This window comes from Neobacillus rhizosphaerae (genome assembly GCF_050477885.1).
Taxonomy (GTDB): domain Bacteria; phylum Bacillota; class Bacilli; order Bacillales; family Cytobacillaceae; genus Neobacillus; species Neobacillus rhizosphaerae_A.
Genome location: NZ_JBCNAC010000166.1, coordinates 1 through 16052, shown reverse-complemented (window position 1 = coordinate 16052; position 16052 = coordinate 1). Strand labels below are relative to the sequence as shown.

Here is a 16052-nt window from a genome sequence, read left to right as displayed (position 1 = left end):
TTTTCCCCTTGTCACGGGCATTAGAACCTTCCTTTATTTACCGGTGGCGCACTTTTTCCCTTGTCACGGGCATTAAAAGCTTCTCCTATTTACCGCTTGACCACTTTTCCCCTTGCCACAGGCATTAGAACCTTCCCTTATTTACCAGTGGCGCACTTTTTCCCTTGTCACGGGCATTAAAAGCTTCTCCTATTTACCGGTGGCGCACTTTTTCCATTGTCACGGGCATTAGAAGCTTCTCCTATTTACCGCTTGACCACTTTTCCCCTTGCCACAGGCATTAGAACCTTCCCTTATTTACCAGTGGCGCACTTTTTCCATTGTCACGGGCATTAAAGGCTTCCCTTATTTACCAGTGGCGCACTTTTTCCCTTGTCACGGGCATTAGAAGCTTCTCCTATTTACCGTTGGCGCACTTTTTCCCTTGCCACGGGCATTAGAACCTCCCCTTATTTACCGCTTAACCACATTTCTCCTTGCCAAGGACATTAGAAGCCTCTATTTACCTGTGGGGCTTCTTTCCATTACGCAGGGACATAAAATACCACAGTACCTAGGACTGTGAATCTGACAAATTTTTATATGCAATCTTAAAAAAAAGCCTGCCGTTTTCAGCAAGCTTTTTAAACCATCTTCAACAAGGCATCTTTACCGATCATCCCTTGATGAATACCTAATTCTTCTGCTTCCAATGTGACAGATTCCAGCGGAGCATTTAGAAGCTGATCAATAGTTCTCACCCCGACCGCACGGCCGGCAATGATTTTTCGGTCCCTTAATTTCTCATTTAATAAGCCCACATCTAAGGCTCCGCACATAATATATCCTTTATCGCTTGTCACAGCAAGCAAAGTAGTTTTTGGAAGTAATACGGAAACAGCCAAGAAGGTATGGCCGTTAATTTCAATTGGCGAAAGATCAATCAATTTCCCAACACTCCTTTCCTCACTATCACTTTATGATGAGTTTAGAAAAAGCGTGTATCCATAGTGTTTTATTTATCAATGGGAACCTGAAAGCTTCCACTTTAATATATCCCGTAAAAACTCAGGCAAGAAATACTTCTTTTCTTTATTCGGAAGGATGTCTTTGAAAAAATGGCCAAAGGTAAACATATCAGGAAGAGCGAGTGTATACGTCTGATCAAGATTCAATTCCTTACCTGCAATAAAGATTGTTTTATCTTTCGTGATAATTTGATCATAGACGAAGGTCCCTAGCACAGTTCCTCTGAAGCCTAAACCCTTTATTTGTCTATGGTGCAAGGCTTCATCCTTTGTTTGTTTTAGAATAGATGTTAATTCATTCCCAGTTAATTCAATGACACATGGATTTATGGGATGTGGACAAATAGAGAGCAAATCGTACTCAGTGACTTCTCCCGATAAAGGACCTAGCAGGAGCCCTGCATTCACGAAGGCACAATCTGTCCCACACCATTCCCTTACCGCTTCACAAAGCAATTGTGCGAAGTTGGTTTCACGGAAGGGATCACTTTGTAAAGGCTCGGTAATGAACGTGACTTTTTCGCTTAACATGCTCTGCCCTTTTTTTAAAAAGGAAGCAATTTTCTCTTGTTCATTTAAAACAGCCGGCAACTCATTAAAATCATAGAGGGTTGCTTCTTTTTGGGAGAGTTTCTTGTTCTCATTCAAATGAAGAGTTACATGACCAACGAAGTTCCCATGTTTTCCGGCTGCCCCAAGAAGTACTTGGTTGATTACCTTGCCTCTCTCCAGGACATGATGGGTGTGGGCACCTAGAATCACATCAATATCAGGAAATTCATCCGCAATACGTTCATCTTCATGTAACCCAAGGTGGGAAAGTAGGATGATGATGTCTGCTTTTTCTTTTAATGGTTGCATCCATTTACTTAGTTCTTCAATTGGGTCTGTCATTCTCCAACCAAGCAGTTCGTAGAGATGGGTAAATGGGGCGGTTAATCCTAGGACCCCAACCTTTGTCCCCCTACTTGTCCTGTAAATCTCATAGGGCTTTGCCCAAGAAGGATAGTCTTGATTTACATAAAGATTGGCTAATATGATGTCAAATTTAGCTTCATCATATAGCTGGTTTAAATCCTTGAATGGGAGATTAATCCCTTCATTATTACCAATCGTGACAGCCGTATATTGACACTCATTTAAAAGAGAGATATTCCCCTTACCTCTAGTTGCCTCTGTATAGGGGTGCCAACGATCAAGAAAGTCGCCAATATCAAATAAGTAAACTTCTTCTCCCTTTTTCTTGAGTTGCTCTCTCTGTTGCTTTAAGAAATGTTGAATGCGCGGCCAATGCTCGAGATGGCTGTGTAAATCATTGGTATGAAAAATATGTATTGTTTCCATTTTTCACCTTTACCCTGTTATTCCTTGATAGATTAATCGTATACCGACAATAATAAGGATTATTCTGATAATCCAGACAATCGTTTTGCTTTTTAACTTTGTATTTAATAATACTCCTACTTTTGCTCCCATCCAAGCACCAGGTACTAACGCCAATGCATACAGCCAATTTACATTGCCTAAAGCGATATGAGTGATTGAACTCAAGACCGCTGTTGGTAAAATCATGAACATAGATGTGGCAACAGCAACATGCGGTGGAAAAATGAACAAAATAATCATTGTTGGCACCATCAATGAGCCGCCGCCAATCCCAAAAATCCCTGACAAAAACCCAACTACAAAGGAAATGAGGACCGCTAAAATGGGGCTAAATCCATATTCGAAGTTTCTCCCAATGTTATCGGTAAATTGACGGACAACTCCCTTATCTTTCCGAAAAGGGAGAGGTTTCAATTTATCCTTTATCATCAAAACAAATGAAACAAAAATAATAAATAATCCGAAATAAAGATTAAATGAATGCAGGTCGAGTTTTTCAGTAATCCAGGCACCTAGAATGCTTCCAGGACCACTTCCAATAAGGAAAATAAATCCACTCTTATAATCCACGGTCTTAATTTTCATATACGCAAGAGTGGAAGAAAGACCAGTAAAAATCATTGTAAAAAGGGAGGTGCCAACCACTACCTGCGGGGTTAGGTGACTGAATTCGGGCAGTGTGGCTAAGTATAGTAAAGCAGGAACAACAATAATTCCTCCTCCCATGCCAATAAGTGACCCTAAAGAGCTTGCAATCAGCCCAACTATAACTAAAACAATCCATTCCATAACTTTCACCTTCTACTTTTCTGTGTGATTCCTTAAGTTGCTGCTAAAATAAATCCAATTGTCTTGGGGCTAGTCCTCCGTATTCTATGTCTAAAAGATTCATCATATCCTTTGCGTTATCCGCTGCATCGCCGCCAGAATTGTTATTAAACAAAAGATAGACATGTTCAGTCTCTTCCGATAGTTTTAATATCGACTCTTGCCATTCCTCTAATTCTTTTTGGTTATATCGATACAGGTAGCGGACCTCACGCCAATTTTCAGCATTCCTTTTTTGCCAGCCATGAACATTGCGGCCATGGAATCTCACCAGCACCCTTTGCTGGTCTAAAGCCGTTAAAACGGTAGGAATGGAACCTTCACCAGACTGTGGTTCGTCACAAATACTATGGATCCAGTTTTCCTGTTTCATAAAATCAAGCGTTTTTTGTTTATAAGTGGGAGCAAACCAGGATTGGTGCCTGAACTCTAAAGCACAAGGGATCTCACCCATTTCTTGTTTACACCATCGCAAGTAATCAACATTTTCTCGTTTGCAGCTAAACCACGGTGGGAATTGAAACAGGACCATGGCTAGTTTATTTTTTTCTATGTATGGCTGTAAAGAGTCTTTAAATGCGAGAAACATCGCTTGTTTGCTTTCAAAGGGAATCTCTCCACGCATATGCCCCGTCATACCTTGGTAGGCTTTTACGATGAACTGAAAGCTCTCCGGCGTTTCTTGCACCCACTTTTCTGCATTCCGTTTTGGTTGAATCGCATAAAATGCAGAGTCTACCTCTACGATTGGAAAATGGCCCGCATAGTGCTTTAATTTGTCCCTTGAGGAAGCTCCACCTGGATATAAGCTGTCATGGTCTCCCCAGCCTGTGACACCTATATAAATCAATTCGTTCACCCCCAGTTATTAATAATAGCATACAAAAACCCGCCAGCTATAGCCAGCGGGCGGGTTTCTTTTATAAAATATTAACCGATAGAACCTTCCATCTCGAACTTGATTAAACGGTTCATTTCAACGGCATATTCCATTGGTAATTCCTTTGTAAATGGCTCGATGAAGCCCATAACGATCATTTCAGTAGCTTCCTGTTCAGAAATACCACGGCTCATCAAGTAGAAAAGCTGCTCTTCTGATACTTTAGAAACCTTCGCTTCGTGCTCAAGTGAAATGTTGTCATTAAGGATTTCATTGAATGGAATTGTATCTGATGTAGATTGGTTATCCATAATCAACGTATCACACTCAATATTTGCACGGGCACCTTCCGCTTTGCGTCCGAAATGAACAACTCCGCGATACGTTACTTTTCCTCCGTGCTTAGAGATTGATTTTGATACGATCGTAGAAGATGTATTTGGAGCTAAATGAATCATTTTTGCTCCAGCATCCTGGTGCTGACCTTTACCTGCAATCGCAATAGATAAAGTCATACCACGAGCACCTTCCCCTTTTAAAATAACTGCTGGGTATTTCATTGTTAACTTAGAACCGATATTTCCGTCAATCCATTCCATTGTTGCATTTGCTTCACAAACCGCACGCTTCGTAACTAGGTTGAACACGTTGTTAGCCCAGTTTTGAATGGTTGTATAACGGCAATAAGCATCTTTTTTAATAACAATTTCAACCACGGCACTGTGCAAGGAGTTCGTTGTATAAACCGGAGCCGTACAACCCTCTACGTAATGCACATGGGCACCTTCATCAACAATGATTAATGTCCGTTCAAATTGGCCCATGTTCTCAGAGTTAATCCGGAAGTACGCCTGTAACGGAGTATCCACTTTAATTCCCTTTGGTACATAGATGAATGAGCCGCCAGACCATACTGCAGAGTTCAATGCAGCAAACTTGTTGTCTGTTGGTGGAATTGTTTTTCCAAAATGCTCACGGAAAATGTCTTCATTTTCTTTAAGCGCAGAATCTGTATCCTTAAATACGATTCCAAGTGCTTCTAGGTCTTCCTTCATGTTGTGATAAACAACCTCTGATTCGTATTGTGCCGAAACACCAGCTAGATACTTTTGCTCCGCTTCAGGAATTCCAAGCTTATCAAATGTTGCTTTGATTTCCTCTGGTACTTCGTCCCATGATTTCTCCGACTTTTCAGATGGTTTTACATAGTACGTAATTTCGTCAAAGTTTAATGAAGCCAAATCTCCGCCCCATTGTGGCATTGGCATATTGTAGAAATGCTCGAGTGATTTTAAACGGAAGTCAAGCATCCATTGTGGTTCACTCTTCAGCTTAGAAATCTCTTCAACTATTTCACGTGTCAATCCACGCTTTGATCGGAATATGGAAACGTCTTTATCGGCAAAACCATATTTATAATCACCGATTTCCGGCATTTTTTTAGCCATCGTCGTCTTCCTCCATTTCTTAAACGAAAAGGGCCTTTTCGCTGCCCTGTTCGTTTATTCTTGTTCTTCTTCCTTCAATCCCTTTTCCATTGCCTTCCACGCTAACGTGGCACATTTAATGCGGGCTGGAAACTTGGCAACGCCTTGAAGGGCCTCAATATCACCTAAATCAAGGTCTTCATCATAATCTTTTCCTTGCATCATATCAGAGAAGATTTTTGACATTTTTAAAGCCTCATCAATCTTTTTTCCTTTAATGGCTTGAGTCATCATTGAAGCCGATGACATGGAAATTGAACAGCCTTCCCCTTCTTGCTTCGCGTCAACCACAATCCCATTTTCCACCTTAAGGCTTAATTGAATGCGGTCTCCACATGTAGGGTTATTCATATTAATCGTATGGCTTCCATCCTCCAAAACACCACGGTTCCGAGGATTTTTATAATGATCCATAATGACTTGACGGTAAAGTGTATCTAAATTATTAGAAGACATCGCTGAAATACTCCTTTGTTTTGACAAGCCCTTCAACGAGTTTATCAATATCCTCTTCAGTATTATATAAATAGAAGCTAGCTCGAGCCGTTGCTGAAGCCTTAAGCCATCTCATCAACGGTTGTGCACAATGATGTCCGGCACGGACAGCAATACCTTCTGCATCTAACACAGTTGCTACATCGTGTGGATGTACGTCTGTTAAGTTAAATGTTATAAGTCCTGCGCGTTTCGCCGCATCAAGCGGGCCATAAATCATCATACCTTCAACTGCAGACATTTTATCTAACGCATAAGCAGCAAGCTTATGTTCGTGCTCAGCAATATTCTCTAAGCCTACTTCAGTTAAAAAGTCAATTGCAGCTCCTAGACCAACAGCTCCCGCAATAATTGGCGTACCGCCTTCGAATTTCCACGGTAGCTCTTTCCATGTTGATTCCTGCAATTGCACGAAATCAATCATCTCACCGCCAAATTCAATCGGCTCCATGTTTTCAAGCAAATGTTTTTTACCATAAAGAACACCGATACCAGTAGGAGCGCACATTTTGTGTCCAGAGAATGCGAGGAAATCGCAATCCAAATCCTGAACATCAATTTTCATATGCGGAGCACTCTGCGCACCATCTACTACCATAATCGCACCATTTTCATGGGCAATTTGAGCAATTTCTTTCACCGGATTGATAACGCCAAGTACATTTGATACTTGCATCACAGAAACAACCTTTGTGTTTGCTGTAACGGTTGCACGCACATCATCAAGTGAGATGGTTCCATCCTCTTGAAGAGGAATGTATTTTAACTGGGCACCTGTCCGTCTAGCCACTTGCTGCCATGGGATAATATTGCTGTGGTGCTCCATATAAGTGATAACAATTTCATCGCCTTCTTTAAGATTAGCGGCTGCATAGCTTGCTGCCACTGTATTAATAGAAGTTGTTGTTCCTCTTGTAAAAATAACTTCCTGAATCGATTTAGCATTGATAAATTTGCGAACCTTTTCTCTTGCCCCTTCATATGCATCAGTAGCTCTTGTTCCTAATGTATGCACACCACGATGGACATTGGAATTGATTTCACGGTAATACTTATCAACTGCCTCAATCACACGAAGCGGCTTCTGTGATGTAGCTGAACTATCCAGATACACCAACGGCTTGCCGTTCACCTCTTGGTCTAGGATCGGAAACTGTTTACGAATATCCTGGATATTCATTAGCGTACTTTCCTTTCGATCACTTCAGTCAGTTGTTTCTTTACTCCTTCTATCGGAAGCTGGTTAACAACTGGTGCAAGGAAGCCGTGAATGATGAGGCGTTCTGCTTCTTGCTTAGGAATTCCGCGGCTCATTAAGTAGTAAAGCTGTACTTTATCCACTCGGCCGACAGATGCAGCATGACCTGCAGTTACATCATCTTCATCAATTAAAAGGATTGGGTTAGCATCTCCACGCGCTTTTTCACTAAGCATTAATACGCGGGATTCTTGCTCAGCATTTGATTTAGAAGCACCATGCTCGATTTTTCCAATACCATTAAAGATGGAAGTTGCACTATCCTTCATAACACCATGCTTTAAGATGTAGCCTTCGCTGTTTTTCCCAAAGTGAACAACCTTTGTCGTAAAGTTTTGTGTTTGCTCTCCACGTCCAACGACAACTGTTTTTGTATCACCATAGGAACCATCACCAATTAGGTTGGTTGTGTTTTCAGAAATAGTGTTTCCTTCGTTCATTAACCCTAAAGCCCACTCAATACGTGCATCTCTTCCAGCTACACCGCGACGGTTTACATAGGTAGTTGTTCCTTTTGCAAGGTAATCTACTGCACCATATACAACCTTCGCATTGGCATTTGCAATAACCTCTGAAAGAATGTTTACCACAGAATTAGAAGCTTCAATCGTTGAAATGTAGTTTTCAACATATGTGACAGAGCTGTTATCTTCTGCTACCACGATGACATGGTTAAATAGGTTTGCCTCTGCGTGATCATGAACATATACCGCTTGAACTGGTTCAGAGATGACTACATTTTTCGGAACATATAAGAACACCCCACCGTTCACAAGTGCCGTATGAAGGGCAGTGAGACGGTGTTCGTCAGTATTAATTGCTTGTGTCATATAGTACTTTTTCAAAAGCTCGCCATGCTCTCTAGCTGCTGTGAAAATGTCTGTAAAGATAACGCCCTTACTTTTTAGCTCTTCTGATAAAGATAAAAAGGCAGGGGTCTGATTACGTTGAATATATAAATTCTTATCAGTTGCTTCCAAATCAACTAAAGCTTTTACTTCCTCCGGTAATTCATCAAGAGAAGTATAAGCGTCACTTTTAATAGTATGTTGATTGAATTGAGTGAAATTCCATTTATCTATTTTTGTTTTATCAGGTCTTGGCATTGGCAGTTGTTCAAAACTCTCTAATGCTTTGAGACGGAACGCTTCAAACCAAGCAGGCTCGTTCATTTCTTTCGAAAAGGAGCTTACAAAACCCTTATCAAATGGTAATTTTGTTTCTGTTGTCATTGTAATCCTCCTAACACTCTCTTACGCTTCTTGCCCAACTGTTTCATCTTCAATTCCAAGCTCTTGTTTGATCCAGTCATATCCTTCTGCTTCTAAGCGTTGTGCTAGCTCAGGTCCGCCTGATTTCACAATACGGCCCTGCATCATAACGTGCACGTAGTCAGGAGTGATATAGTCTAAAAGACGTTGATAGTGAGTAATAACTAGGCAGCCGAATTCTTCGCCACGCATTTCATTGATTCCTTTTGAAACAACTTTTAATGCGTCAATATCTAGACCTGAGTCAATTTCATCCAGGATCGCAATTTTCGGTTGTAACATCATTAATTGTAAAATCTCATTACGCTTTTTCTCTCCACCAGAGAAACCTTCATTTAAGTAGCGTTGCGCCATATCAAGGTCCATTTCAAGGAATTCCATTTGTTTATCCATCTTACGGATGAATTTCATTAGAGAAATTTCATTTCCTTCACCTAGGCGGCTATTTAATGCAGAACGTAAAAAGTCGGCATTGGTTACGCCGTTAATTTCACTTGGATATTGCATTGCTAGGAATAGACCTGCACGAGCGCGCTCATCTACTTCCATTTCAAGAACATTTTGTCCATCTAAAGTAATGTTACCGCTAGTTACTTCATATTTAGGATGACCCATGATTGCAGATGATAAAGTGGATTTACCAGTTCCGTTAGGACCCATGATTGCATGGATTTCTCCACCTTTTACTTCAAGGTTAACACCTTTTAAAATTTCTTTCCCATCAATTCCTACATGTAAATCTTTGATCGTTAAAGTTGATCCAGCCATATCTATACCTCCGAAAAGAAAGTGTTGTATCTTGCAGACCGTAATTGGTCTATAACTCTATTCTCATTTTATTCTCATTACAATCTTATAACAAATGAAATGTATTAGCAACTCCTAAACAGTAAAAACAGCACCCCTATTTTCATTAAGTAATTACTAATTGAGAATGAGAAGTGCCTTTTCAAGAATTTTCTGATAAAAAAATTCTTGAACCCATTTATGTAAAAATACACTCGGTTAAAATCATACCTTATTTTTTCAACTTTTGCCAAGTGTATTTGGGTGTAATATCTCTTCTATTTTTACCCAATCCTAAGGTTTCATGTATGATTTAGAAATAGCAAAAGCCAGTGAATAGCTCACTGGCTTTTACTATTTCCTTCTTATTTAAATGGAATCTTTTTTATTCAGAAACCGGTACAACTGCACCTTTGTATTTTTCAAGGATGAAGTCTTGGATTTCTTTTGAATGAAGTACTTCTACTAGAGCTTTAATTGCCTCTTTATTTTCGTCACCTTTACGAACGGCAATGACGTTTACATATGGTGATTCTTTGTCTTCAATTGCAATAGAATCCTTCACTGGGTTTAATCCTGCATCAATTGCGTAGTTGGAATTGATTAGGACTGCATCGCCTTCGCCGTTATTAAAGATTTGTGGTAAAAGCTTTGCCTCATAGTTTGCATCAAATTTTAGATCCTTTGGATTTTCAACAACGTCTTTTAGTTCTGCTTTAGTTTTATCAATGCCATCTTTTAGCTTGATTAAGCCTTGTGCTTCTAGTAAAGAAAGTAGACGGCCATGGTCAGCTACAGAGTTACTCATGATTAAGTGAGCACCTTTTGGAAGGTCACTTAGCTTTTTATATTTTTTAGAATAAACACCGATTGGCTCGATGTGAATGCCGCCAGCGTTAACAAATCCGTAGTTAAATTCTTTGTTTTGAGATTCTAAGTAAGGGATGTGCTGGAAATAGTTTGCATCTAATTCTTTTGAAGCCAATGCTTTGTTTGGTAATACATAGTCAGTGAAAGTTGTAATTTCTAGGTCGATTCCTTTTTCTTTTAATAGTGGTTTTGCTTGTTCTAAAATTTCAGCGTGTGGCACAGTTGAAGCTCCAACTACTAATTTAGTGATGCCACCCTTTTCTGAAGTACCTTCAGATTTTTCTTCTGATTTACCGCAAGCTGCAAGAGCTAGGGCTAATGTTAAAGCTAATAAAACGGATAACCATTTTTTCATGTTGAACTCTCCTTTTATCTTTTATCTAATTTAGAAGTGATGAAATCACCAATTAACTGAATAATAAACACAATAACTAAAATGATGACGGTAGCGACAAATGTGACGTCATTTTGATTTCGTTGGAAACCATAGTTGTAGGCAAGGTTTCCTAACCCACCTGCACCGATCGCTCCTGCCATTGCTGTGTAACCCACAAGAGCAATAGCTGTAACAGTAATACCGGAAATGAGAGCTGGCATGGATTCCGGTAGTAATACCTTCCAAATAATCGTGCTTGTTGTTGCTCCCATTGATTTAGCAGCTTCAATAACCCCTTTATTAATCTCCCGAAGACCTATCTCCACCATCCTTGCATAAAAGGGAGCAGCCCCAATGATTAGTGCTGGCAAGGCCGCATCTTCTCCGATCATAGTTCCTATTAGGAAGGTGGTGAACGGGATTAATAAAACAATTAAAATAATGAACGGAATGGAACGAAAGATATTAACTATTCCACTAATGATCGTATTTATCGGTTTATTCTCCCACAGATTCCCTTTTGTTGTTAGGAAAAGTAATAAACCTAAGATTGTCCCCAAGATAAAGGTAACGAGAACCGAAATAGCTGTCATATAAACTGTGTCTTTCGTTGCTTCCCACATCATGAGCCAATCGACATTTTCAAAATATTTTCCACTATTATTCATTTGTTACCACCTCCAAACCAACCTGCTGGGAACGAATAAAGTCTATGGCTTTGTTTACTTCTTTCTCGTCACCATCAAGATGAATAAAGAGAGTTCCATATGAACCACTTTGTGTTTGTGAAATTTTCCCCTGCAGGATATTTACTGTAACCTCATGGTGTCTGATTAAATTAGAGATGAGCGGCTGCTCAGCTGACTCGCCAATGAAGGTCAATTGAACGACCTGACCGGAATGATACCGTGCCAGCAAATGTTCCGCCGTTTCTTTTGTTTCTTCAGGCTCTGTCACCTGTTGAACAAATCGTTTCGTGATTTGCTGCTGCGGATTCCGGAACACATCTAAAACGGAACCAAGCTCCACTACACGACCGCTTTCCATTACAGCAACCCGGTGGCAAATTTTCCGAATAACATGCATTTCATGGGTAATCAACACAATGGTCAGACCTAGTCGTTTATTGATATCTACTAATAAATCCAGAATGGAATCTGTTGTCTGGGGGTCCAGTGCTGAAGTTGCTTCATCACAAAGTAAAACCTTTGGATTATTAGCGAGGGCTCTCGCAATCCCTACACGCTGTTTTTGTCCCCCACTCAGTTGTGAAGGATAGGCGTTTTCACGTCCCTCAAGGCCAACGAGTTTGATAAGTTCATTAACTCTTTTCTGTCTTTCCGGTCCCTTTACACCTGCAATTTCAAGTGGAAAAGCAATATTTTCACTTACTGTTCTTGACCAAAGTAGGTTGAAATGTTGAAAAATCATACTGATCTCTTGACGTGCTTTACGAAGCTCACTGCCCTTAATCTTTGAAATGACACGACCAGCCACTGTGACTGATCCATCGGTTGGCAGCTCCAACCCATTAAGCATTCGAATTAACGTACTTTTTCCGGCACCGCTATATCCTATGACTCCGAAAATTTCCCCTTCTTGAATTTCTAAATTCACGTCATCGACCGCTTTTAGCTGGCCCTGTTTGGAAGGAAAAATCTTACGGACGTTTTTTATTGAAATCACTTGAATCACCCGCTTCTATCCTATTTACCTAAAATTCAGAAAGAATCTACTATACCCTGTCATTTAACTATAGAATTTGACTGTTTCCCTGAAAAGATTCTATTTTAGAAAAATAAAAAGCCTTTCTGCACAGGCAGAAAGGCATTAGTAAAATAGACCTTTCTCCCATCTCCCAAAGCAAACGCTTTGTGTGAATTGGCACCATTTCAATGTAACATTGACGGTTGCCGGGCTTCATCGGGCACATCCCTCCACCTCTCTTGATAAGAGCTTACAGCATTCTATATTCAATTAACACGTTAGTCAATTTAAGTATTTATTTTAGTACGAAAGCTATCGTATCACGGATAAAAAAGGGTGTCAATATAAAAATCTATTAATTCTTACTTATTGCATGAGGTAAATTTTAGACATTTGCTTTGACAGATGCCAGTCCCGTTGCTGTCTCAATCGCAGATTCGAGATCATCAATCAGGTCTTCGACATTTTCAATCCCAATAGAGAGACGGATTAAGTCCTCTGATACACCTGCTGCCTTCAAACCCTCTGCATCTAATTGCTGATGGGTGGTACTAGCTGGGTGAATAATTAGACTTTTTGAATCGCCAACATTGGCCACATGTGCCCACAAGGATAGAGAATCAATGAGCTTCGCCCCTGTTTCCTTCCCACCTTTAATTCCAAAAACAACCATGGAGCCTGCACCTTTAGGTAGATATTTTTTCGCTAATTCATAGTCTGGATGTGATGGATGTCCCGGATAGGATACCCATTCTACTGCTGGGTGGTTTAATAAATAGTCTACAATTGTTATCGTATTGGCTACATGCTCTTTCATCCGAACATGTAGTGTTTCAAGGCCTAGTGTAAATTGGAATGAATTTTGCGGGCTCAGTGCCGGACCGAGGTCACGTAATAACTGTACACGTGCCTTTACAATATACGCTACAGCACCTAATGCTTCTGCATAGACAAGATCATGGTAGCTTGCATCTGGAGTCGTAAAGCCAGGGAATCTAGAAGTGTTCCAGTCAAACTTCCCACCATCGACAATAATGCCGCCCGTTGATGTCCCATTCCCTAAAAGCCATTTTGTTGCCGAGTGAACAACAATGTCTGCCCCGTACTCAATCGGTCTGCATAGGTATGGTGTCGCAAAGGTGTTGTCGATAATTAATGGGACGCCTGCCTCGTGAGCAATTTCTGCCACTTTTTCAATGTCTAACACACGTAAGCTTGGATTCCCGATTGTTTCTGCAAAGACAGCCTTTGTTTTATGGGTTATCTCTGCTCTAAAATTCTCTGGATTTTCTGCATCGACAAATTTGACGTTAATTCCGTATTTCGGAAGGGTTACTGCGAATAAATTATATGTTCCACCGTAGAGGTTTGAAGCAGCAACAATCTCATCTCCTGCCTCAGCCACATTAAGAATGGCGAGGGTAATTGCTGCCATACCGCTTGCAACGGCCAGCGCTCCCACACCGCCTTCTAACAGGGCTACTCTCTCTTCAAATACGGTTGTCGTAGGATTATGAATACGCGTGTATATGTAGCCTGGTTCTGCTAAACTAAATAGGTTTGCTGCATGTTCAGTATTTTTGAATTGGTAGGCATTGTTTTGATAGATGGGAACGGCACGAGCACCTGTTACTGGATCTGGACTCAAGCCTCCATGAACACTCAAGGTTTCAAAGCGATACTTCTTTTGATTTTCTCCCATTTTCCTAGCTCCTCCCTTAACCATGATAAACAAAAACCCCCGCTTCTTAAGAAGAGGGGGCTCTCTTCTTATCTTTCAGAGTTTTTTATACTCTGCTGGATTTAGCACCGTGTATAAACCGGTTGCCGGGCTTCAAAGGGCCAGTCCCTCCGCCACTCTTGATAAGAATGTTTATGTGATTGTTTTAATTGATAGAATATTTAAATAATACATTACATGATGTCCCTATTGAAGTCAACGCTTTTTATATGATTTTCGCAAAATCTTCCTGTGCTTTTGTGAGATAAAAAAGAGACTCGAGTAATAGTGCGATTCGTAATGATGTATCTACTTTAATCTCTCCTTTTTGTTCTAGCACTCTTAATCGGCTTGTTCCTTCAATTAATTGTTTCATTGCGGCTTCATTTCCTCTAACCTCGTAGGCATTATGTTGCTCCAATGGGTTTTGAAGAATAAATACTGCACCGTTTTTTATCACTAATTGTACTACTTGCTCCTCGCAACGGAGATTTACATGTACCTCCGCTTGTTTGATTAGTTGATAGACATGCCCCTGCTTCTGCATCTTTACAAGGAATTTCTGGATACTTTTGATCATTTTTACCACTCCGGTCTACATACGTATACCTTAACTATTCCGCAAGGTTTATGGAAACCCTTTTATAATTGCTCGACAATATTTGGGCTAATGGTCATGATTTCCTGAGAAATATGTCGGATACTTGGGGTTTATGAAATGTCGGTAATTGGTCACACATTTGAGGGGCATTTTTAATTAAACTGAAAATGGTAGGATGGTTTTTTATTTTGAAAGGATGTGGATTATGGCTTATAAAGAGCGGTGTGAATCGGTGGAATTAATAATTCTTAGATTACTTTCCCAACGAATGACTCTAGAAGATAAATACAAACAATCATATCACAACCTCGAAAAGGGATATGAGGGTGAAGTTGCGTTTGATTTATTGACAGAAAAGTTGAGCTGTAGAAGTTTTATACTAAACGATTTATTGCTGGAGACCAGTGGTGCGAAATTCCAAATAGATTCTTTAATAGTTACTCAAGAACCAATTTATCTTTTCGAAGTAAAGAATTATGAAGGTGATTATTATTATGAATCAGGTAGGTTCTATACAATTTCCAAAAAGGAAATTACAAACCCTTTATTACAGATAGAAAGAAGTGAATCCTTACTCCGGCAGCTTCTTCAAAATCTTGGGTATCGAATCCCCATTAAGGCGTATGTAGTTTTTATTAACCCCGAGTTTTATTTATACCAGGCTCCTCTTAACAAACCTATTATTTATCCAAATCAGCTTAGTCAATTTATGAGAAAATTGAACAATCATCCTTCGACATTAAAAGACCACCACAAAAGATTAGCTGACCAATTAGTTTCTATGCACCAAATTGAAATCAATAAGGACAAGATTCCAGCATATGATCTAAATTCTATACAAAAAGGGATAAATTGTTGTTCATGCCATTCCTTTAGCGTAACTGTTTCAGGTAGGAAATTAGTATGTGATGTTTGTGGTTATACAGAAGATCTCGACAACTCTATAATGAGGGGAGTTAATGAATTTTGTTTACTTTTTCCTAATGAACAAATCACAACTAATGTGATTCATGATTGGTTTCAAGTGTTAGATTCAAAGAAAACTTTTCGGAGGGTTTTGAAGAAGAACTGTGATGTTCTTGGAAAGAAGGAATTTAATTTTATTAAATGCGATTAGATTTCACACAACTATTTAATTAAACGTTAGTATGCTCTTTTTAAGGTGGTAAGGGATTTGTGAGCTCTTTCATTTACTTGCGCGCTCTTTTTCTGGTGCTACGGGCACTGTCGGCCTACCACAGTTCCCATGCTCGCTCTTCTTCTGGTGCTACGGGCACTGTCGGCCTAGCACAGTTCCCATGCCCACTCTTCTTCTGGTGCTACGGGCACTGTCGGCCTAGCACAGTTCCCATGCCCACTCTTCTTCTGGTGCTACGGGCA

General features: G+C 40.1%; 15 protein-coding genes and 2 riboswitches. Of the genes, 1 reads left to right on the top strand and 14 read right to left on the bottom strand.

Annotation, left to right across the window (positions count from 1 at the left end; genetic code table 11):
* Positions 1 to 623 precede the first annotated feature (623 nt).
* From ABES03_RS22780 to ABES03_RS22715, 14 genes are all read right to left on the bottom strand, one after another.
* Positions 624 to 926: a YunC family protein gene (locus ABES03_RS22780; RefSeq protein WP_335532755.1), complete on the bottom strand. Its 303-nt coding sequence runs from the start codon at positions 924 to 926 to the stop codon at positions 624 to 626.
* A 75-nt stretch (positions 927 to 1001) separates the two neighbouring features.
* Entirely contained in the window at positions 1002 to 2351 is a 1350-nt protein-coding gene (locus tag ABES03_RS22775; RefSeq protein ID WP_430120995.1) for a bifunctional metallophosphatase/5'-nucleotidase, read from the bottom strand.
* A gap of 9 nt (positions 2352 to 2360) precedes the next feature.
* Positions 2361 to 3182 carry a sulfite exporter TauE/SafE family protein gene (locus ABES03_RS22770; protein WP_430120993.1) on the bottom strand — a complete coding sequence of 274 codons (822 nt, stop codon included), beginning with the start codon at positions 3180 to 3182 and terminating at the stop codon, positions 2361 to 2363.
* 43 nt (positions 3183 to 3225) lie between these two features.
* A complete protein-coding gene (locus ABES03_RS22765; protein ID WP_430120991.1) occupies positions 3226 to 4071 on the bottom strand; it encodes a DUF72 domain-containing protein in 846 nt (281 codons plus the stop codon).
* Positions 4072 to 4151: 80 nt separating this feature from the next.
* A complete protein-coding gene (sufB, locus tag ABES03_RS22760) occupies positions 4152 to 5549 on the bottom strand; it encodes a Fe-S cluster assembly protein SufB (RefSeq protein WP_430120989.1) in 1398 nt (465 codons plus the stop codon).
* Positions 5550 to 5603: 54 nt separating this feature from the next.
* The gene (sufU, locus tag ABES03_RS22755) at positions 5604 to 6044 is read right to left on the bottom strand and encodes a Fe-S cluster assembly sulfur transfer protein SufU (protein ID WP_430120988.1); all 441 of its coding nucleotides are present in this window, start codon (positions 6042 to 6044) and stop codon (positions 5604 to 5606) included.
* Positions 6034 to 7263, bottom strand: a complete 1230-nt coding sequence (locus ABES03_RS22750; RefSeq protein ID WP_430120986.1) for a cysteine desulfurase — start codon at positions 7261 to 7263, stop codon at positions 6034 to 6036. Before ABES03_RS22750 ends, sufU begins: the two co-directional genes overlap by 11 nt.
* Positions 7263 to 8573, bottom strand: coding sequence for a Fe-S cluster assembly protein SufD (sufD, locus tag ABES03_RS22745; RefSeq protein WP_430120984.1), 1311 nt, complete (start codon positions 8571 to 8573; stop codon positions 7263 to 7265). Before sufD ends, ABES03_RS22750 begins: the two co-directional genes overlap by 1 nt.
* Before the next feature lie 21 nt (positions 8574 to 8594).
* Positions 8595 to 9380 carry a Fe-S cluster assembly ATPase SufC gene (sufC, locus tag ABES03_RS22740; protein WP_430120982.1) on the bottom strand — a complete coding sequence of 262 codons (786 nt, stop codon included), beginning with the start codon at positions 9378 to 9380 and terminating at the stop codon, positions 8595 to 8597.
* Positions 9381 to 9783: 403 nt separating this feature from the next.
* Positions 9784 to 10623: a MetQ/NlpA family ABC transporter substrate-binding protein gene (locus ABES03_RS22735; RefSeq protein ID WP_430120980.1), complete on the bottom strand. Its 840-nt coding sequence runs from the start codon at positions 10621 to 10623 to the stop codon at positions 9784 to 9786.
* A gap of 14 nt (positions 10624 to 10637) precedes the next feature.
* Positions 10638 to 11312 (bottom strand): methionine ABC transporter permease, encoded by a 675-nt coding sequence (locus ABES03_RS22730; protein ID WP_430120978.1) that lies wholly within the window; start codon positions 11310 to 11312, stop codon positions 10638 to 10640.
* Positions 11305 to 12330 carry a methionine ABC transporter ATP-binding protein gene (locus tag ABES03_RS22725; RefSeq protein WP_430120997.1) on the bottom strand — a complete coding sequence of 342 codons (1026 nt, stop codon included), beginning with the start codon at positions 12328 to 12330 and terminating at the stop codon, positions 11305 to 11307. The genes ABES03_RS22730 and ABES03_RS22725 overlap by 8 nt, the downstream gene beginning before the upstream one ends.
* Before the next feature lie 162 nt (positions 12331 to 12492).
* Positions 12493 to 12600, bottom strand: a riboswitch (SAM riboswitch).
* 136 nt (positions 12601 to 12736) lie between these two features.
* Positions 12737 to 14053 (bottom strand): O-acetylhomoserine aminocarboxypropyltransferase/cysteine synthase family protein, encoded by a 1317-nt coding sequence (locus ABES03_RS22720; protein WP_430120976.1) that lies wholly within the window; start codon positions 14051 to 14053, stop codon positions 12737 to 12739.
* A 65-nt stretch (positions 14054 to 14118) separates the two neighbouring features.
* Positions 14119 to 14221, bottom strand: a riboswitch (SAM riboswitch).
* Positions 14222 to 14297: 76 nt separating this feature from the next.
* Positions 14298 to 14651, bottom strand: coding sequence for a hypothetical protein (locus ABES03_RS22715; protein ID WP_430120974.1), 354 nt, complete (start codon positions 14649 to 14651; stop codon positions 14298 to 14300).
* Between the two features lie 226 nt (positions 14652 to 14877).
* Here ABES03_RS22715 and ABES03_RS22710 point away from each other — a divergent pair, with 226 nt between their 5' ends.
* A complete protein-coding gene (locus ABES03_RS22710) occupies positions 14878 to 15789 on the top strand; it encodes a nuclease-related domain-containing protein (RefSeq protein WP_430120972.1) in 912 nt (303 codons plus the stop codon).
* Positions 15790 to 16052: the final 263 nt, after the last annotated feature.